At 39.3% G+C, this 21328-nt stretch carries 12 protein-coding genes and 3 pseudogenes; 4 read left to right on the top strand and 11 right to left on the bottom strand.

What is annotated here, in order from left to right; translation table 11 throughout:
- Positions 1–15: 15 nt before the first annotated feature.
- From KZC02_RS29905 to KZC02_RS32300, 8 genes and pseudogenes are all read right to left on the bottom strand, one after another.
- Positions 16–3519 carry a CHAT domain-containing protein gene (locus KZC02_RS29905; protein WP_221392016.1) on the bottom strand — a complete coding sequence of 1168 codons (3504 nt, stop codon included), beginning with the start codon at positions 3517–3519 and terminating at the stop codon, positions 16–18.
- Entirely contained in the window at positions 3453–4772 is a 1320-nt protein-coding gene (locus tag KZC02_RS29900) for a hypothetical protein (RefSeq protein WP_221392015.1), read from the bottom strand. Before KZC02_RS29900 ends, KZC02_RS29905 begins: the two co-directional genes overlap by 67 nt.
- A gap of 681 nt (positions 4773–5453) precedes the next feature.
- Positions 5454–6422, bottom strand: a complete 969-nt coding sequence (locus KZC02_RS29895; RefSeq protein WP_221392014.1) for a hypothetical protein — start codon at positions 6420–6422, stop codon at positions 5454–5456.
- A gap of 76 nt (positions 6423–6498) precedes the next feature.
- Positions 6499–7317 (bottom strand): IS3 family transposase, encoded by an 819-nt coding sequence (locus KZC02_RS29890; protein ID WP_221392013.1) that lies wholly within the window; start codon positions 7315–7317, stop codon positions 6499–6501.
- An 85-nt stretch (positions 7318–7402) separates the two neighbouring features.
- Positions 7403–8580 (bottom strand): IS3 family transposase gene (locus KZC02_RS29885; RefSeq protein WP_221391970.1). Its coding sequence is split into 2 segments (ribosomal slippage): positions 7403–8310 and positions 8310–8580, totalling 1179 coding nucleotides; the frame shifts between segments, so codons are not numbered across the junction.
- A 61-nt stretch (positions 8581–8641) separates the two neighbouring features.
- A pseudogene (locus KZC02_RS29880) lies at positions 8642–8873 on the bottom strand (transposase); the annotation flags it as partial.
- A 257-nt stretch (positions 8874–9130) separates the two neighbouring features.
- Positions 9131–10531, bottom strand: coding sequence for a patatin-like phospholipase family protein (locus KZC02_RS29875; RefSeq protein WP_221392011.1), 1401 nt, complete (start codon positions 10529–10531; stop codon positions 9131–9133).
- Positions 10532–11000: 469 nt separating this feature from the next.
- Positions 11001–11197: pseudogene (locus KZC02_RS32300) on the bottom strand (transposase); the annotation flags it as partial.
- 556 nt (positions 11198–11753) lie between these two features.
- Here KZC02_RS32300 and istA point away from each other — a divergent pair.
- The 4 genes from istA to KZC02_RS29850 all read left to right on the top strand — a co-directional run bounded on the left by istA (position 11754) and on the right by KZC02_RS29850 (position 16366).
- Positions 11754–13304: an IS21 family transposase gene (gene istA / locus KZC02_RS29865; protein WP_221392009.1), complete on the top strand. Its 1551-nt coding sequence runs from the start codon at positions 11754–11756 to the stop codon at positions 13302–13304.
- Positions 13305–13319: 15 nt separating this feature from the next.
- The gene (gene istB, locus KZC02_RS29860; protein WP_221391986.1) at positions 13320–14045 is read left to right on the top strand and encodes an IS21-like element helper ATPase IstB; all 726 of its coding nucleotides are present in this window, start codon (positions 13320–13322) and stop codon (positions 14043–14045) included.
- 513 nt (positions 14046–14558) lie between these two features.
- Positions 14559–15299, top strand: a complete 741-nt coding sequence (locus KZC02_RS29855; protein WP_221392008.1) for a hypothetical protein — start codon at positions 14559–14561, stop codon at positions 15297–15299.
- A 113-nt stretch (positions 15300–15412) separates the two neighbouring features.
- Positions 15413–16366 (top strand): hypothetical protein, encoded by a 954-nt coding sequence (locus KZC02_RS29850; RefSeq protein ID WP_221392007.1) that lies wholly within the window; start codon positions 15413–15415, stop codon positions 16364–16366.
- A 626-nt stretch (positions 16367–16992) separates the two neighbouring features.
- On the opposite strand, the gene KZC02_RS29845 is transcribed toward KZC02_RS29850, so the two are convergent.
- From KZC02_RS29845 to KZC02_RS29830, 3 genes and pseudogenes are all read right to left on the bottom strand, one after another.
- On the bottom strand, positions 16993–17223 hold the full coding sequence (locus KZC02_RS29845; RefSeq protein ID WP_221392006.1) for a hypothetical protein: 231 nt from the start codon (positions 17221–17223) through the stop codon (positions 16993–16995).
- Between the two features lie 323 nt (positions 17224–17546).
- The gene (locus KZC02_RS29840) at positions 17547–18974 is read right to left on the bottom strand and encodes a DUF4403 family protein (protein WP_221392005.1); all 1428 of its coding nucleotides are present in this window, start codon (positions 18972–18974) and stop codon (positions 17547–17549) included.
- 880 nt (positions 18975–19854) lie between these two features.
- Positions 19855–21241 (bottom strand): annotated as a pseudogene (locus KZC02_RS29830) (IS3 family transposase).
- Positions 21242–21328: the final 87 nt, after the last annotated feature.

Genomic DNA, 21328 nt, shown 5'->3' with positions numbered 1-21328 from the left:
AGCGTATCCAGATCTTTAATGACGGATTTTATGTCTTTGATTGCATCTAGTAGCGGATTTCTGACCCATTTTGACTTCCTGAAGGAAAAATTTAACCTTTACATTGCAATACTGTTCGAGCGCTTTCAGTGTAAAGGTTGCGTTGGTAATGGTACTCAACTTTTCGAATTGGGCAATGGCCTCCTTATACATGCCCAGGGCAGCATAAATGGCTGCCAGCAATTCTGTGATATTCGCATTGGAGAGGTTGTCTTTTTTTAATGCCAGGTTAATTGCATTTAACTTAGCCATGACTTGGTTGGTTTCACTTCCAGAATCCAATTCATTTTTCAAATTGGTCAGCTCCATTTCTGCCAGAGCAGGGATCTCAAAATCATATTCATAATGATTATGCCCGTATATTGCTGCCAGGCGGTAAAATGGGTCGCCATAACATTGATAAGCTCCCCAGGTATTTGACCGGTTCTTGTACAACTCAAAAACGGCCTTTCTGCCTTTTTTGGCTGCTTCTCCAAAGGTTCGGCCTTCAAGCATAGCCCGGTAGAAACATTCTGAAAAATAAAGGGCCGCATCATCACTAACCGCCCATCCCGCAACTACTACTGCCTTTACACCAATCCTGATCAGTTGGGTTCCCAGATTTGCTGCCAGCTGATAACGATTTTGGGTATATTCCTCCGACCTTGCTTCTGTTTGACCCAGAAAGCAACAGTTTACGAATACCAGCTCAGGGACACTGCTCATCTGGTCGATATGCGCTGGTGTCAGAAAGATATCCTTCCCTATCAGCATTCCGGTTTGCTTTTGCTCTCCGAATTCAAAAACACCATGGCCTGCCAGATGAAGGATTTTGTAATTCTGGCTATACAATTTAGTAAGTATCCTGTCCGACGTTGACCTGTTTTCCTGGATAACACCATAACCCTGATCCAAAAGCAGCTGTGAAACTTTTGAACCTTCCATTAAAGCCGCAGGAAGCTGCATATTTGGATTTGTCAAATCCGGATCAGCTACAACAAGTGCCGTGCTGGTATTAATTGAATTGATGATAACCCTGAAATTCCTGGTTGTAAACTGACGGATCAATCCGGAATTGATGCTAAGCGGGGAGCCGTTAAACAAAGTGTCCTGCAATAGCTCCCATGGGAACGATGCTGTGAATTCGTCAAGCTGTAATATGATGTTGCTAAGACGTTTGACAAGCGATTTAAAGTCATTGGGAATCAGCAGTTCAAATAAAGTTTTTGCTAATTCAGGGGTCCATCTGCCCTCAGCTGAGGCCGCTTTTAAAAGATTGGTGATTTCATTCCCGGAAGTGAACAATGACCGTTCCTCAATCCTGGCCGCATCTGTGGTAATAGTAAAGAGTAATCCTTTTTTAACATGTTCCGGCACGTTGTCTTCATCTAAATACCGCCTTACGGTGATTCTTGTCCACCATTCAACAGTCGATTCCATAGGGATCCGCAGCCTGCGGCCCATCTGCTCGACAATACCCGAATTACTTCTTTGTATCGACAATCCTGTTCCCTCGGCACGTTCAAGCGTTTTAAGCGCTTTCATACAGGTCAGTATGTTGTCCTGATAGAGCTCGATAAACTCTAAATCATTAATCCTGACTGCCTTTTGACCATATGCTGCCTGTATCTTTTGGTTGGCATTCTGTGCACCTTCCAAAATAGCCCTGATGCAATTTTCTATACCCAGGCCCCCATAACCCGAGCCAATGATCAATGCCGATATTCCGGCTTTTTGATCAGTTACAAAAGATTTGTCTTTGCTTGTAATCAGGCTTGTCAGGTAACTGCTAATGCCTTGCTCAACCGTTTTAACCAGATACCTTTCATTCAATTCTCCTTGTTTACCCAAACCCAAAACAATGACCCCTTTGAAGTCTGAGTTATCAGAAGAAGATACATGCATACTGGTGCCTACTTCTCCCGGGTAAAGTTCCAGCTGCAGTCTGCGGGTTAATTCTTTTCCCAAATGTTCATCAACCGCTTTTTCCGCCGACATAATTCCATCTCTTTCAAAGTGTCCTATCAAAAGTGGGTAGGATGCGTATTTGAGATTGCCATGCGTGACAGAAACAATAATGGGCAGCTCCACGGTCTTGACTCCGCGTTCCGGTGAACTCAAACCCAGTATTGCACTTTTTAGCCCTGCGTCTGACGAATCAAAGTCAAACGATTCTGGTGCCGTAAACTCGGTGCCAATTCCTCTGGATACCATCGGACGGCTTTTCGACAGTTTTTTTGTCGATCCTACCTTTAAAATATCTGAGATTCCTGCGAACAGACTTTCATCGTTTGCAAGCTCACCGTGCTCTACCGATGAATAATATACGTTTTCAGATTGGATCATTTTTCCTGGTATGCCGCTTTCCCAGGTAACGCTGCCATCTCCTTCCAAAGTCGCCAGAAATTCCAGTTTCAATCTATTTCTGTTAAAAATACTTTTTGGAACAATCCGGTAGCCTGATATGGTACCTTCAGGGCTTCCGGCCATGCCAGCAATGTATACTGCTTTTGAGAAGTCCAGCGTATTATTTGGATCAAGGACATTGTCACGGTATTTCTTGAAATCAGCAAGTAAAGCTGCGTCAGGGATAGGCCAGTTATTATCTCCATGGGCATCCCGCATTTTTTGCCATGTACCCGTGTTTGAAAAATCATTGGCGGCATCGGTCGTAAAAGGAAGTAAGGCCAGTATGCCAGGAAACTGGGTAAAGAATGCCAAAAGTTCTTTTTTGGAATTTTTTGTATCAATCAACCCAAGCTTTTTGATCAATGAATCCCTGCCGAACAATACTGATGCTATCCTGAAAGAGCCATTTAATGGTGCTCCCAGAAAAAGTAAAGAAAAATCCGTGGTTTTCTGCAAATCTGTCCAAGTATCGGGATGATCAATCATAAAATCGCGGATCAAAACGCCGCCCATCGAATGTCCGATAAGCTTAATAGGCTGTTTGAACTGCATCAATTCTTTAATTTTAGCGTTGAAAAATGCCGTATTGGTTTGCATTGACAAACGCCAGTCAAAGGGGAATACAGTCACATCATATTCCGAAGAAAGATGCCGGTAAAGTTTACTGTACGAATCACCTACCACCGAAGGGGCCGTGACATTTTTGTTATTATTAATACTATGTTCCAGCAGCGACAGACCGCCTGAAACGAATTTTAGAAAATTCACCCAAACCGGCTTGTCCTCCACATCCAGGTTACTGCCCATGATCCCTGGCAAGATCATGGCGATAGGCTTGGTTCCCGATACCGGTTTGGGCATGAGCTGTCCAAATGATAAATTGATATCAATCCCTCTCACCCTGGATTGGGTAAGTAAGTTTTCAGGCACAGGAGAAAAACCGTCAACACGGGCGTTTCCAAGGGATTGTAAAGCACGAAGTATAGCGCCACGCGTGCTGGTATTTTTGAAATAACTAAAGTGGTTTACATCGGGACTTTCATCCAGAAAAAACTGGGCGCTTCCATTAGAACGGCGGGTACCCTGATACATGGAGGCGGTATTGACAACAAAGTCATTTTTACCAAGAAAAAAAGATTCGTTAGTATTCCAAGCAATGCTTTAAGTTTAAAGCTGAGCTGGTTATCTCCTGAGATTACGTATAAGGGTGAAGAGAGCAGGGTAACAGACTCTGTATTATTGATCACCTTGTTGATCGCAGATTCCGGGTTTTGCGGTGCCAATCCGGCAAGCACATCCGGATCATCCTTTGATTCAACCACGGCTGTCAGCAGATTTTTAAAAGCCACATAAACCGGATTACTTGCCTGTGCAAGGGCGAGTCCGGCAACATTAAATATGACATTCAACCAAATGTCCAATCGTTTGGATGCCAGCGTTGTCCCATTAGCAGGACAGGCCACCCTGATAAATTTGTCAATTCTTATATTTTTATCGGCAATGATGTTTTCTATTTCTTCAATAAGGTCAACTTCTTTAACCCGGTCAGGATCTTTGTTCTGATTGTGTTTGCGTAAGTAGTCTTTTTCAACTTTGGTAAAACCCTTTTTATCTGCTTTCTCATCAAAAAATTTGGCAAGCAATTCACCGACCAGCCCTCCTCTGGATTGGGTCAAAAGGTGAAGCGTAGCATTTTGCGGAAGTTCCCTCACCAGGTCCAGGACATTATTTAATGGACTTTTTGTAAGGCTCTCATGCTCAAATGCGAAGACATTTTCCCGGTAGGTTGTAAATATGTATTGCCACAGCGCTGTCTCAACAGGCTTTTCCTTACTCTCATGCCTTAAATCACCAAAAGACTGATGCGTAGACGATGCAGTACCATGAATCAGTAATAAATAAAGACCGGGATTCGCAGGCTTTTCATTGATAAATGAGAAATCCTGCCTGATTTGTAATAATCCCCGCTCCTGGTTTAACACTTTCTCCTCCAGTTTCCCTGCCAGTTCACGGACGATGGGTCCTATGACCTGCTTCTTGACAAAAACCTTAAATACTTTTAAAGCTATGTCTTTGACAATTCCTCGCTCCTGGGAAGGTAAAGATAATGTTGATGGCAATTCAAATACTGATGTGTTCAGGCTTCTCAAACTTGCTACCGCCTCTGGAAACAACTCTTCCATACTCGCAGGATCACTAATCCAGACCGTATCATCATCAAACTGAAATTCCAGTACGGTATCTTCGGACAGGGAAACGGTCTGGCTGATGAGCGGTTCACTGCGCATATTCTCCTTTAAAACATAAGTGTCCCGGATCTGCAAGATATTCTGTTGAATCTTCACGGTTATTCTCTACGGGTACACCTCGAAATTTTAATTGAGATATGATTTCCATTTTGAAGAAGGTTTAATTATTTAACGTTTTAAACAGGCGTATGGCCTTTGTCATTTGCACCTTATTTTTTAATTAATTAAAGTTCAATTTGGCAGAAGATACTTTCATATTCTACTGAAATAATTTAATTAGTAGAAAAACTTATTAAACGGTACTCGCCCAGAGCAGATTCGGAGTTATTTGTCCAATGGTACTTTAAATTATTAACATAAAGACCATGTAATTTTACTACATGACGTCCTATGCGCTTGCAATAATATTGTTCTAACAATTGTCGATTGATAACTTTATTTTGTACAAAAATTCTAAAGACAGGATTTATCAAACACCATATGTAAAAAATATATATATGCTAAAAACGTATTATCATCTTCATATCTAAAAGAAATAAATATCAAAAACAAAATAATAAATCCAGTTATGATATGCGAATTGATATCATAAATAATTTGCTTTGTGCAAAGTAAGTTAATTATATGAATGTGCAAGTTTATGAAAACTTAGTTCAATTTTAGTTAAATAACGATGCCAGCAATATAAAAAATAATCACCATTAATAACAGGTGATTTAAATCCTCTCTTCAAAATGTCGGCTCAGATTAAAGTGACCCTGTTATTAACTAATTTTATTAATTTTCCGAGCGGGCAAATAATGTAATTTTATATCTTGCCATTAGTAAATAATAGCTTAAAACTTTCCACGTGATACTTAAAAATAAGTATTCGTCCGAAGGGTTAGGTTTTCCATGACTTACTTTAAGGCATTCTTTAAGCACGAAAGCATTATCATCTAATATTTTAATAATATTTGTCTTCCACCACCTGGGATAATAACAATGCAATGAATTGTGACCGGAAAAATAAATAATGCTTTGATATTCTGAAATAGCTGTTAGTCTGTTAACAAACTTTGGTAATTTCAAAGAGGTCATTTCTTCAATGTAAGCGGCAGATTTTTTGTACTTATCTTGGTCCTTTGGCATTAAAAGCAAAACTTTTTCCCTATTGGCAGTATTGAGAACTGTAGAAAGCTCCCACAAAAAGCCGTCCGTCGTCCCTACCTTCAATAGGATTAATTCTGATTCATGAATCCAGTGTAATATAACTGTTTGCCAATCCGGTTCTTTTGCTTGAGGTGGTAAATAAATACGCTCTGCTCCAAGGACTGAATGCACGTCCTTTGGATCACCGATTGCCACCATCTTGCCGTATACCCTACATACTTTCTTTAAATTTTCTTCTTTTGTCGATAAATCTAGCAGATTGCTTGTGACTAAAACTTGATCTAACCAATCGTCTTCAAATGATCTTAGATATAGAACAGTATCACTCATGTAAGTCAGATTTACTGCATGCTTAAATGTTGAATTCGGAAATGTATCTGTAATATCACTTGGCACATTTAGTTTTTTTTGCTTGCTACGACGAAAGCCGTATGCCCCAACGATAGAGAACAGAACGGAAACAATGAAGACAATGACGATAGATAATCCTGAGTATCTTTCGATAACTGTATAATTAACTTTTCCAATTAGAAAAAGCATTATCGTACTAATTAAAATTGCAGTAAAGCTAAAATACCTCAGTAACAAACGCATATATATTATGAGTATTAGATGTATGCTTCCCCTTCTTAGTACAGTGATTTGTTGGACTTTAGTAATTGAATTTTAATTAAATTTCTTTTTCCCCTTTGTGTTCGCTTTCCAATATCAGCCTCTTTTGATTTGGAGTCATCCTGTTTAGTGATCTGTGCGGGTGGTTATTGTTGTAATCGTACATCCAATTATCAGATATAATCCTTAACTGTTCCAATGAATCAAAAAAATAAGCATCAAGAACATCTTCACGATATGTTCTGTTCAGGCGTTCGTTAAATCCATTTTGCATGGGTTTCCCCGGTTGGATAAATTTTTGTTCGATCTGTTCTTTCTCACACCATTTAGCTAATTTCTTACTAATAAACTCCGGCCCGTTGTCTGTTCTAATTGATTTTGGTAATCCTCTTTCTGATTTCAGATGATCCAGTACTTCTATTACTTTTTGAGAACAAATTGAATAATCGGCATGTGCTGCTAAAACTTCTCTGGTTGAATCGTCAATTATGTTCAGAACTCGAACACGACGACCAGTGCTAAGTGCATCACTAACGAAATCCATGCTCCATGTATCATTTAGCGCTTTAGCTTCAATTAATGGCTGTTTAGGCCTGGTCAAAAGACGTTTTTTACGTCTCCGTCTGAGTTTTAAATTCATTTTACGATAAATCCGCAGAACCCGTTTTCTATTCCAACCTAGGCCTTCATTTCGAAAATAGCCATAATACCAGTCAAAACCTCTGGTCGGATAAGTTTCCGACAATTCGTTAAGTTTATCAATAACTGCACTATCGTCTTTAACAGCTTTATAATAATAAACGCTTCGACTCAGGTTTAATACTTTGCAAGCCCGTTCAATGCTAAACCCTTCTCCAGAAATTTCTGTTGCAATCAATCGCTTTTGAACAGGCTTTTAGAGCTTTTTTTCGATAATCTCCTTAGCGAGTCTGTGGAATTGCAATAGTTAAGCGGACAAATGGTTAAGCCGCAATTTTCTGTTTGTTTAAAAGTTCTTCAAATTCTTTCGGTGAGACATATCCTAGAGCAGAATGAATCCTTTTTTTATTATACCAGGTTTCAATATACTCGAATACAATTACTGCCGCCTGCTGCTTATTGATAAAGGTATTTTGGTAAACACATTCTGCTTTTAAAGTCTTAAAAAAGCTCTCTGCAACCGCATTATCCCAGCAATTTCCCTTTCGACTCATGCTTCTAATAACAAGGGGGTTTTTATCCAGCAAGCTTTTAAATTCATTGCAAGCATATTGAATTCCCCGATCCGAGTGGAAAATTAATTCACTTGTAATACTTCTATTTTTACAAGCCATTTTCCATGCAGGTATCACAGTATCAATGGCTTTCATGGTTGAGCTAAGTGCCCATCCTACTATTTTCCTATCAGCTAAATCCAGTATCATGGTGAGATATAGCCAGCCTTGTGTCGTCTTAATATACGTTATATCAGATACCCACGCAGTGGCTATTTTATCCACTTTGAATTGCCTGTTAAGCTTATTTTCCACAACCGGATATTTATGCTCAGAATCCGTTGTGATGCGGAATTTTTTCTTAACAATGCTTCTTATTTTTGCTTTTTTCATCAGTCTGGCAACCCTCGGACGAGACACTTTTACATCCTGCTTAATCAACTCCCGAGTGACCCTGGGGCTTCCGTATGTTTGTTTACTTTTACTATGAATAACCCTGATTTTTTCAGTAAGAGCCTGGTTTTCAATGGCTGCATTTGATAATTCACTGCTCAACCAAGTATAAAACCTGCTTCTGCTTACCTTAAAAACCATGCACATTTTCTCAATGGGAAATATTTTCCGGTAATCCTTTATGAACCGGAATATTTGCCATCGCTCCTGGAGAAAATGCCGACAGCCTTTTTTAAGATATCTCGTTCAAGTTGTGTGTCACGAAGTTCTTTCCTTAGCCGGGCCAATTCCTGTTCCGTTTCGCTCAAAATCACCTTTCCGTTGCCAGGGAAGCTGCCATTTTGTTTCGCAGAAAGTTCTCTGCGCCAGCGGTATAGCATTGCCGGCGGAACATCTAATTCTTTTGCCAATGCACTAAGGTCTGTGCGGCTGTTGCTTAGTTCAACACTCATTAGTTTGAACTCCTTGTCAAATACTCTTCTTTCTCCAGACATAAGTGTTAAGTTATAAAAGTTTCCCTTAACTCAGTGTCCGCTTAAAGGTAGCAAGTCCACTGTGATCCAGTGCAAGCTCAGCATACATGTGCTTTAACCGGCGATTTTCTTCCTTTGAGAGCTTTCAATTCAGACAGTTTCGAAGCTCCCATGCCGTTGTACTTTTTTCGCCAATTATAAAGTGTAGCCTTTGATATCCCATGTTCTCTGGCAATTTCTAGCGCAGGTTTGCCAGTATCTAAATCCTTCAGGATCTTGACAATTTGTGTTTCGGTAAATTTTGTCCCTTTCATAACAGTTTAAAATTAGAAAATTTGTCTAAAATTTTACTGTCCTATTTTTAGGGAAGCTTACATCTTGCATAGATGTAAATTTTAAGGTAAAATTGACAATCTATATCAGGCTAAGACATAATAATTATTCACTTAAAAACTGACAACTTATTTTCAGGATCGGACAAACTGTAAGGTAAAAACAGGACAATACGTATAACTGATACCCATCATAGCTATCTATGCCAACTAAAACAACCAGATTATTGGTTGATTTTCTAAATATCAGGATTTTCCATTTCGTACAATATATTTTTACATATATTAACCCAAACTAGATTGCGTTCTGAATCAGGAAGTGAATCAATAGGCTCTCGTGGATTATTAGCACATTGAAATTTTTCTATTGGCGTACCTTCATAAAGCACAAAACTAAGTGCTATCCAAACAATTTTGACTTCTCCATCAATATGCTTATTGAGCAAGTAGGGCAGCTCTTTATCTTGGATAAAATTTGAATTGAAGAAACTTGGCGATACTAAAAATACAACTATTCTTGCATTATCTAATGCATTGTCTATTTGCTGCATCCACAAATCTCCCGGCTTAATATCTTGATCTGTCCATACTACAAGTTTGTGGTAGCGCTGCGCAGTGCTAAGATGTTTTTGGAAAGAACTTAACCAAACATAATCCTCATGGCTATAAGATACAAAAATACTATTCTTTCTAAATAGCTCTGCAATTGCAGAAGGCATGCACTCTCCAATTGAAGAGGATTTATGGGATTCTTCTGATATAACGTCTGCATTGTATTCTAACGCACCGTAACCCTTTATTAAATATGAAAAGTTACTGTCAATCTCTTGTAGTTTCTTCTTCATTGAACTACGTCCCTCGGCAAACAGCAATCTTATATCATCCGGTCCAATATTTAGATCTAGGGCATTAATATCTCCATAGTAGGTAGTAACTTCGGTCGAGCGGCCTATCTGAAGATTTACATATGAATCGTGAACGACAACAGATGATTCTATTAAAAAACGGACATAGCGCAAAACGTTAATCTTCCTAGGGTTTACAGCAGCTAATCCAGGTCTCAATACTAGTATTGGATAAAATCCTTTCTGTTGTGAAGCAGCTAAAACTGCGCTTGATCCGGCAACTACTGCATCCACAAATAGCGAATTCTCAAATTCGACAGGTTCATACCTTGGCGGAAATGACGTTGAAATAGTCAAAGCTTTTGATAGCAATATTTTTTTTCGTTCAGGATCATTTGAAGAAAATGTCAGGATTTTTTTAGATAGCATATCAAATGCATTAATTGATAATGGCAGCTCAAGTGTTCCAAGCTCACAATCTCCACCAATTAGTTCTTCAACTATTTCAAGGTAATTAGGCGTTTCATGGGTTGCAAATGGATATACAAATATTCTAAGTTTTGAAAATGATCTTTTTTTTTGAAACCTTCTAAAATTAAAGTTTAAAACCTTCCTTTCCATTTCGTCGATGGTAAGGCCTGATGCAAGCATAGATCCGATAATTGTACCCATAGAGCTAGCAGATATTGATACAATTTCAATCTGGTTATCTAATAGTTCTTTAATCGCCCCTATGTAACTTATGCATCTCATTCCTCCACCATTCAGTACAAGATGTATTTTTTGTTTTTCCATAATTAATGATTGGCAAGAATACAGACAATTAGAATTTCTAATTTTGAAATATGTAATTATTATATAGAATAAAGTAAACATCTATTACTAACAATATTCATTTTTCCCGTAAGCTCTACGCTTGTGTAGGTTAACTGATGGAAATATTGATGAATTAAAGTGGGTGATAAATACCAATGAATATTTTTGTCGAGCAGCACTCTAACAATTGCAACAAGTCTATTTGTAATAAATAATTTTCAAGCATTTTAAAGCAAATTAAAATGGTAAAATTTAAATGACACTTATAGGATCATAATTAAATATTGTAAGAGTCAGATTTGATAAGTCAATTTACTTAAATATCTGTGTATCGACCGTAAAAACTTTCATTCAAATGAGGTTCCCCCCGGTTATCAGATGGTTGTAAACAGAGTTTTGGTGTTTCATAATGTAAATTAACAAATTCTTTGGAGCTGTCGGCGGCCGCGGTTAAATCATTCAGCGTACTGTGTGGTCTGAAATAGTTATATTCCCACCGAAAGTCTTCGATTTTTCTTCTGACGTCGTCCAAAGACAAGAACCAATTAACCGAAAGACATTCTTTCCGTCAAATGATACAACAAAATGATTGTCAATTGGTTTTCCTGGCCTTGAGAAGTCGAGTGTTATACTATTTGAATACGCCGGTACGGGTCGCCCCGAATAAGTCCATTTTCTTCGAAATAAATTCATTACAGTTATAGCAATGAATTCGCTGTGGAAAATATTCTTCGGCCAGGCAGATTCGGCTTAATTCAGTAACAACATTAATCCCTTTTAAAGATTTTCTAGCCAGCAAATCGTTGCAAATTTTGCTGCAGTTACCGACCGCGTGGATTTCCATGTTTTAAGCAAGAATTAACCTATAATTTTTATCATATTTTAGTTGCATGGATCGTAGTGCATATTCCACTCTATAGTTTACCACGATTCCGATTTCATATTTTACCAGGAAATCCGAACATGCTTTACCAGTGTTCCGGAATAGTTTACCAGTTATTCTGCGGTGGGTTTTACCAGCTATTCCGCTGTAAACTTTACCAATTGGAAGTAAAATCAAGGCATTAAAAGTCTGTTATTCCGACAGATACTTTACCGGATTTTCCGCTACATACTTTACCACTGAGGGTTTTATACCGTTCTGGGATACATTTGATTACGATCAAAAACTATCCGAAGAATGGCTAATAAATCACTTAGTATGCAAAAATTACGTCAGATACTTTTATTCCTGAAAAGGGGTTATTCCGAGCGCGCTATTGTCAAGCAAACCGGTATTTCAAGGCAGACTGTGCATCAGTATGCCAGATTGTTTTTGGAAACCGGAAGTGATTATAACACCCTTTTAACGCTTAGTGATCATCAGCTGCACTCCATTATTGAAGGGAATAAACCAGAAAAGGAGCAGGTCCGGGATACGCGTAAAAGCCAGTTTTTAGACCAGATCGATTACTTTGTACTGGAATTAAAAAGGGTTGGTGTCACCCGCCAGCTTCTTTGGCAGGAATATCTCGAAGCGCACCCTTCTGGTTTTCAGTACTCCAGGTTTTGTGAACTTCTTGATATAGAAATGGGCCGCAGGAAGCCCAGTATGCATTTTAGCCATAATCCAGCCCAGCTGATGGAGATCGACTTCGCGGGTTCAAAACTGCATTATGTCGATAAGAAAAGTGGTGAGCTATTTGAATGTCCCGTACTAATTGGTGTGTTGCCATTCAGCGGTTATGCTTATGTAGAAGCCCTTGACAATGCGAGTCTGCCGCAGGTAATCAAAGGCTTGAACAACATGCTTGATTATCTGGGTGGAGTACCCTTAAATGCAATTTCAGATAACATGAGACAGTGGGTAAGCAAATCCTGTCGTTATGAGCCAACCTTTCCACAGATGCTCGAGCAGTGGTCTATCCATAACCACATAGGCCTGTTGGCTACCAGACCAGGTTTCCCCAAAGACAAGCCTTCTATAGAGAATCAGGTATTGATCACTTACCGCCGCATTTACGCCCTGATCCGCAATACAACTTTCCATAGCCGTGCCGAGCTTAATAAGGCCATCCTGCAAAAGCTTGAAGAACATCACCGGCAAAACTTTCAAAAGAAAACATACAGCAGATACCAGCTATTTAACTCCGAGGAAAAGCCCTTATTACAACCCTTGCCTCAGACGCCTTATGAGCTTCGTCATTACACACGGGGCAAAGTACATAAAAACTACTATGTCGTGGTAGGCGAAGACTGGCACTTTTACAGCGTTCCAAGCACGTATGTAGGTAAAGAAGTACAGATTGTTTACGATAGCGATTGTGTAGAGATCTACCACCGTCAGGAGCGGATTGCTCTTCATAAGAGAAGTTTTAAAAAACATGCCTACACTACCGAATGGGAGCACATGCCCGAGAACCATAAAAGGATTGCTGAACAAAAAGGATGGAACCCAGAGTACTATCTCAGGAAGGCCTCTGAAAATGGTGTCTATACACGGGAGTTTTTTGATAAACTAATGCAGAGTAAAATAACGATTCACCAGGCCTACGGCCCTTGCCTTGGTATACTGAGGCTCATTACAGAATATGGTCCTGCTAGAGTGGAATCAGCTTGTAAAAGAGCCTTGATGGGAAGTAAATACAATTATGGTGTGGTTAAAACGATCCTTAAAAACAACATGGATCTGGTTGTAGAGCTGACCGAATCACCTTCCCCAATTCCCGTTCATACCAACATCCGTGGTGCAGATTCTTATAAAACAATTTAACAAACAGTACAGATTATGAACACTCAAATGACCGTAGAGCAATTAAATGTTCTCAAACTTACCGGAATGGCCAAACGATATCAGGCTGCCTTAGCGCTGCCCTCACACGAGCAGGAAGATGCACATTCACTTATCGCCTTACTGTGTCAGTCCGAGCTCGAATACAGAAATCATTATCGAACAGAAAGGCTGCTAAAAAACAGTAAACTGCGTTACAATGCCCTGCTTGAAGAAGTTATCTGCACCCCCGAAAGGGGGCTTTCCCGCGAGATGCTGCTACGGTTATCCGACGGAATGTTTATTGAGAAAGCTGAAAATATACTTATCTGTGGGCAAACCGGAACAGGTAAAAGCTTTTTGGCGTGTGCGATAGGTCGCAGCAGCTGCTTGCTGGGCTACAAGACCTTGTACTTCTCGATGAATAAATTCCTGGAAAACCTTTCTCAGGCGAAGCTCGATGGTTCTTACCTGAAATGGATCCGTAATATAGCGGGCCATCAGGTATTGATTCTTGATGACTTTGGTCTGAAACCACTATCGCCAGACGCAAGGCTGGCCATGCTGGATATCCTGGAAGACAGGTATGGGAAATCCGCTACAATCGTTACCTCGCAGCTGCCGGTAGACAAATGGCATGAGTTCATAAACGAACCTTCAGTTGCCGACGCGGTGCTCGATAGACTCACAGCATCGGCAAATAAAATTGATCTTGTGGGGCGCTCCTTGAGAAGACGAAAATAAAAAACTAATATTGAATGTTCAACTTAACATCCTCAGTGATGTAAGTACTTAGCTACTGGTAAAGTTTCCTTCGGAATTACTGGTAAATATACAGCCCGGAATGGTGGTAAAGTTTTCCCGGAATATGCATCGTAGAAATCGATCCGATTACAGGCAAAAAATGTTGCCTATAATACACCTATCTGCCGACAAATGTATTTAACCCGCGTTGCTGCGCCAGATTGTCTGAGTGCATAAGCGATGGCACGGGCCACTCCGCTGAACTTCGGCGAAGTTCGATTTTTTCATAGTAATAAATTACGTTTTTGATCTGTATTTGCTACCAAAAATCTCTAGTTTTAAACTCTTTCGTTTGCCGGGGGAGGTCAGTAGTAGAAAATGTAAATTTTTATTAGTTATTCTCGATAAAAAATTTATATCTTTAATTAAAGCTAAGAACTTCTTGTGATGATGGTAATTTAAACTGCAAAAATTTAGAAAATTGATTATTCACCTTTTCTAAACTGATCAGATATGCCTGAATTAATACCTCCAATTGATATACCATGGAAACTCATTGACGTTAGTCAAGATATGATAGATCCTGGTTTTTGTGATAATGCAGCTCCGACCTGCTTTAAGTCATCTATTGCTGTTTTTGCATACGAACCTTCCCAATCAGAAATTCCTATTGAAATGTGCGGTGAAAAGCTGACATATTTGAAGGTTACAATTTCACTTACAGGTTATCAACTCCAAACGGATGATTGGAGTCGATTAGAAGGAATAGTATCAACATTTTCATCAGGGGAATTGCGAACAATTCTTGGAGATTATTTAGCTTGCTACGGGGCAATGGTCCATATTTCTACTTTTCCTCCACAAGACACCATAACAGATTTAACTCTTTTTCCCCACATTGTTGATTTTGAACCAAAATTACGAGAATTGCTACAAGTAACCAGCGAAACGGGGGAAGTATTGACTGGATCACAGTCAAGTATTTCCGTAGATAAATCATTTAGTCGCACTCATGGCAATGAAGTCGGTTTGGAGCATTCTGGAAAATACAAATCTCCAGAATCAAATGCTGGATCCTTTGAAGCTTCTCACACTATTAAAGGCACCTGGAAAGATTCTACAACCGAGTCTTTCCAGGTTAACGCGGATGCTTCAAGAGAAAGGAGCGAACGGCAGTCAACACGGACAGACTTAAATCAAATGTATAATCTCCTTACAGGTTATCATTCTGGAACTAACCGAGCCCTTTTTTAATATTAGCTCGCCCACATACATTACAACCAACTAATCGTCGCACATTCGTTCAAGGTGTTCGATATATTGAAGGTATACAAGATTTTTTTTTAATTGTTCGCCGTCCTGGTGATATGGAGGGCCTGCGTATTGAAGTTCATGTAGATACCGGCCATTTTCCTGAAGATGCTACAATCAATGTAAAGCAACCATCCTTTGATACACGTGAAATAACTCTCCACATTACGGTAATAGCAGTAGGGACAGGTGAATTTAGTAATCCTTCGCAAATTGTGAATGTAGAACGGCATGGCTTTGAAATTGACGGATGGCAGTTCGATCCAACAAGGGGTGATGTAGGAAGAGGAGGAGTAAGTTTTGAACGTGATAGTTTTGATTCGGGTATGCATCCAAGCGATGTTAAATCAAGAGATTATCATGTAGTGAGTCCCGATACGTTTCTGTTTTCTGCTTTAATCCAGCGTGGCTTCAACGCTGATGATGATACTTGGACATTGACATTTCATATATATCTTCGACGGCCGCGACCTGAGACCCGTCCCGCTGTTGCTGATTTAGGGAATTTAATGATTTTTAGACGTACTCTATGTACAGCAATGCGCTCTGGTGATCCATGTCCATTACGTGCACCAGAATGGCTGCCTCTAGATAGTCTGGCAGCTTCATTTATGGGTGAGCTTCCAGTACAAATTAACAACGATATAGCTCTTGATGTTTTTTCTGGTACTGGAGGTTCATTTCAAGACTCGCTTCGTCGAGAAGTTCAAAGTTTACTTACGCTTCCTGACAGAATAAAACAGTATTATCCGCAAAATAATTTGGATTTAGTCGATAGTGATTATTTTAAAGATCGCTTAGTAGCTCGACTCCCAGAATCAACTTTAATGACTCCAATTCACCAATTAAATTGGATTTCTAAAGACATTGTAAACAAGCTTGGTCCTAACGTTACTATCAAAGATCTACTGTCTTATAGTTTATATGATTTGGCAAAACGATTAAGTTTGCCGGTATATGATGCGGCAACTTTACGGGGAAAGATTTTAGGTATTACACCTAAAAAATAATTTATTCAACACAAGTAGCAATTTATTGCATACCTAAAATGCTCATACCGATGCTCTGAAAGAATAGTATTATAGTGAACTGATCACAATGGGGATGGCATCTGCATTATATTTTGATGGCCACCAGAATAATAGTCAAAGCTTTATTAAAATATCATTACTTGCCGCCAGATGCTGTACAAAAGTAGATACAATAGACTTTGGTAAGTATTGGAACCGCTTTTGTTCAGCCTGTTTCTGAAAGTTGGGCAGTACCTAAAATATATTAGCGGAGCTAGCAGTTATATCATTGATTCGGGTAAATCTTTTATTAAACCCATAATATTTTAGATATTTTTTACTTTGTCTCAGAATAGGTAATTTACTGCACATTATTTTACTGATAGTGAATAACACATATTTTACGTGATTGGGTGTTTAAACAGAATGGGATTTTTGTTTTATGAACCATGTATACATACCACAACTGGCCTTTGAGTTTTTACGATAAATGTCCATGGAAAGTTCAAAGGGGAAGTATGCGCGGTGCTAGTAGCCAAAATTGATATGAAAGAAGGTGTGGTTCACCAAGCCATTTGTATATCTTCAAACAAACTTGGACAAATGCTTAGAGAGTATTTTCCGTTTTATAAAACTATCAATTTTTGATTTAAGTACTGATTTTTTCTTTGTTTCAAGGTTTGTTTTTTAATCTCTTCTCTTCGTTTTAAGATCGCATCACCTCTTCCAAAATAGACATCTGCCGGTGTGAGATTATTCAGGGACTCATGACAACGCTGGTTGTTATTGCGATCGACAAAATCACTTAGCCCTTCCCGGAGCTCATCCGGATGGTAGAAGTTATTGAGCTTGACCATTCCATGGCCGCCACATTATTTCATCGTTCTGTGCCGCGACGGTGTAAAGGTTTTTCTTACAAATGGGCGAAAAACGGCGTTAGTGACTACGTTTTTAGTTTTGGCTTTCTTAATGACCGTTAACTGTACATCTAATTGTATAATTCGGATTGATTCACCATGGGGTTCCGTGGCAGATTGACCATCAGTTGAATTTTTACATTACATGAGTTAAGCTGTTATTAATTGTTTGAACTAGTCTATTCCCACCAAAATTATATTAATTTCCGTATTGCGATGGTCAACAGTTTCAAATTCTCCACATAATAAACAACTAACATCAATTATTTTACCCGAACTTGCAGATTTCCAATTAATTCAAAGTAAGCGGCAAACTCTTGCCTTTTGTCGCCGGTGTAGTAGATTCCCAATAGCTCCGGGTTCATCAAATTACCTACCAACTCAACATCTTTAAATTTTCCGTTCAAAGCTGCCCGGAATTTTGGATAAATATTATCCAATTTTTCGCTCAGGTCAAGCCTGGTAATACTACGTAAAGAATCTCTAATCTCATTGTGCTTGACTAAATCGGCTATTTTAATTATAATTTTTTTGGACTTGACTGTAAAGTCTAAATCTGGGAAAGACACAGTCCTATTATTTGAATTGTATGACGGAGTTCCCGACAAGTAAACTACTCCCCTTCCCATTCCCTTAAATTTAAGCCGTAAACCCATTTTCCCACCATTGCCAAAAATCTGTGCTTTAGTAAACTCCAAGTAACGTTTTCCTTTAATTGGAAATCGAACATTGTCGTTACTGAAAATTTTTTCTAACTGGTCGTCTATATATGCTCCATACGTCATTACTGGTAGTAAAATATGAAATTGATTTCCACCTAAAGAATTAAATCGTTTTGGAAGGGGCATTGAACGAAGTTGTGGTCGTGTTGAATTGAAAACAATTTCTGGCTTTGAAATTAGCACTATACTGACTGAAGCATCATTGTCCGTAAAAGCTATAGGCGTTGATCCTGCTGAAACAGGCAATACCGTCAACCATGCGCTTTTATCAATCTGTATTGGCGCATTAATAAAACTCCAAGCTGAATCTGCTTTACGCCTTAAGTCTATTTTTTCACTAAGTTCGCTTTCAAGCCTTACTGAGGCATCTTGTAGAACATTCTGCATCACATTCAAAACGTGCTTTGTAACATCTACATCTAAACCTGTTATTCGACATTTGCTGTTTGCCCTTACAGAAGGAGATAACTGACTTTTAAGACTCCAATCCGTAGTTACATGAAATTTACCCTGTAAAAAAGCTGTTGCACTTCGCAAGCCATCATCATCCCTATTGTGAAAGGCAGTTCCACAAGAAAAATGGAAATTATGTAATACCAGTCCATGTATCCAATAGCCCATGTCGCAGCTTACTGTTAATGTCGAATCTTCCCCATTCAATTTGACAGAATTGGGAGCTCTCCCAACACCAAACCCCATACTAACGCCTCCTTGGTCTGCTCCACCGCCAATTTGATAATTGAACCTAGCGTGTCCAAATGACGGAGGCAGTTTGCTATCAATTTTGCTTCTCACAATTTCTGTTCCAACATTAATTGGAACAGAAATTGTTGAAACCGCCATCTCAGGAAGAGGCACTTCGGAATACACAGGTTTGGTTGCCCTCTTAGCACAACCAAGGCAAAACAGTAGCAATATGCAAAAAATGATTAATTGATAGTTGACGAGGGTAATGCATTTTGAAGTCATGATGTTAATTTTCTAAATTGTTGTCAAGCCATTAAAACGTATTACTATCTTCCAACAAAAGGCAGTTTCTACTCATAGAAAATGTTGCTATAGCAGATACCACCACCTGATCCTGTATAGCTAGCAGCATGATCATAATCACCAGGACGGACATTTGTAACACCAGGGTCAAGAGAATATATTATCCTCCGCGTACCGGGTGCAAAAAGAAGCGTCTTGGAGACTCTCCCCTGACCAGCATTATCATGCCTGACAGTAATTTTACCCTTAGTAATATTGATACTACTAATTTCGAAAGACGGAGCCGCCCCAGCCTTGACCGTACTTTTTGACAATTTCTGATTTACAAAAAAAGCATCCCAGCAAAAAGAAAAAAACATTGCAGAAAACAAGTGCTAAATTCATAGGGATCACCATCTAATTTGGCTAACATATATATAATTAATTGAATAAATCTAACCTTTCTTAAAACCGAAAACTAACCGCTTAATAAGTTCCTACTATTTTCATAAACAGAGTGCCGAAGCGATCCAGGTGAAGTATATAGGCGCAATGGCCACGCTAAAAAAACACTTCTGATAAGGAGGTTTTTCTTACAAATGGGCGAAAACATACGCTAAGAAACCGCAGGCGGCCGCTACGTTTTTGGTTTTGATGCGTAGTTATAAACCGTCCCATAGGCTATTCCTAGCTGTTTGGAAATCTTGTTCATCGATATTCCTTGCTTTTTTAGTTCAAGAATTTCCCGTTGTTGATGGATAGGCAACGGAGGACGAGAAATACGTTTGCCCTGTGCTTTTGCCCTGGCCATACCAGCTTTTACTCTTTGATGTATGTCTTCAAACCAACTTGGACAAATGCTTAGAGAGTATTTTCCGCTTTATAAAACTATTAATTTTTGATTTAAATACTGATTTTTTCTTTGTTTCAAAGTTTGTTTTTTAATTTCCTCTCTTCTTTTAAGATCGCATCACCTCTTCCAAAATAGACATCTGCGGGTGTGAGATTATTCAGGGACTCATGATAACGCTGGTTGTTATAGCGATCGACAAATTCACTTAGTGCCTCCCGCAGCTCATCCGGATGATAGAAATTGTTGAGCTTGACCATTCCATGGCGGCCACATTATTTCATCGTTCTGTGGTATCGCTCGATTTTGCCTTGCGTCTGAGGATGAGCCGGGCGACCATGAACTTGCTGCATTTTAACCGTGTTTTTCAGATAGTCACTCAGCTCGCCGGATATGTAACAAGCTCCGTTATCAGAGAGCAGTTTCGGCTTGGCTTTACTTTTAATCCTGGCCTTCTTTACTGCCTGATCAATGGTTCTTTTCACATCATCAGCCTTCATACTGCTGCACAGCTCCCAATGAATGATGTATCTGCTATAATCGTCCAGAACTGTACTCAGATAATAATATCCCCAGCCCACAATTTTGAAGTAAGTAAAATCGGTTTGCCACATTTGATGTACAAAAGACGTTTTGTCTTTAAATTCATCTGATGCGGAGATCAAAATATGGCTTGGAGCAGTGATCAGTCCCCGCTGCTTCAATATACGATAAACGCTTGATTCAGAAATAAATATCTGTTGTTCATCGGTGATGTAATGGGCTAGTTCACGGGCTGACAGGTCCACTTTGTTAAGTGCTACTTCAACAACCAGGTCCTTCTGCTGCTGGGGTATACTGTTCCATTGTCTTCCAGGAGCTTTTTCCTTATCCAAAAGCCCATCGTATCCTTGATCAAGATAGCTGTTGTACCATTTGTAAAACGTGCTTCTGGCTATCCCAAACTCTTGCAACGTCTTTTTTACACCTAGCTCTGAACGGGTCACAGTCTGGATGATTTCGTACTTCTCCGATGCAGATAATCTCATAAACTTTTTATATTTATGGGTTAGTCCAGCATGTTCAAACTTTTTTTACAATATCATACCTCAGGACCAGGTCGGCGACCATCTCCTTGAGCCGCGTATTTTCTTTGCGTAGTTCAGCTACTTCATCTGTGGTAGCCTCTCTTGTTACGTCTCCCTGGAGTCGCTTTTTGCCAGCTTCAAGAAATTCATTATCGCTTCGGCGGGCCGATCCATTTGTAGAATTGAGATTCGTTGATACTGTATTTTCGGCACAATTCAGCGATGGGTAATTCGGCCCGAAGGGCTTCCATCACAATCAGAATCTTTTGTTCTGCGGTGAAGATACGTCTGGTCTTAAGACGAATGTCTTTAATGTAATTTTCCGGAGTTGATTTTTTTGTGTTTCCCATAATATTAAAGTTAAGAACTCAAGGGGAAAACACTCTCTTAGTTTTTAGTTAAAATTGTCCACTTTTTGCTGACGATTTACACAATAT

Origin of the sequence: Dyadobacter sp. NIV53, from assembly GCF_019711195.1 — a bacterium.
Lineage (GTDB): Bacteria > Bacteroidota > Bacteroidia > Cytophagales > Spirosomataceae > Dyadobacter.
Note: the sequence above shows the minus strand (reverse complement) of the source record. Positions and strands in the feature narration are given on the sequence as shown.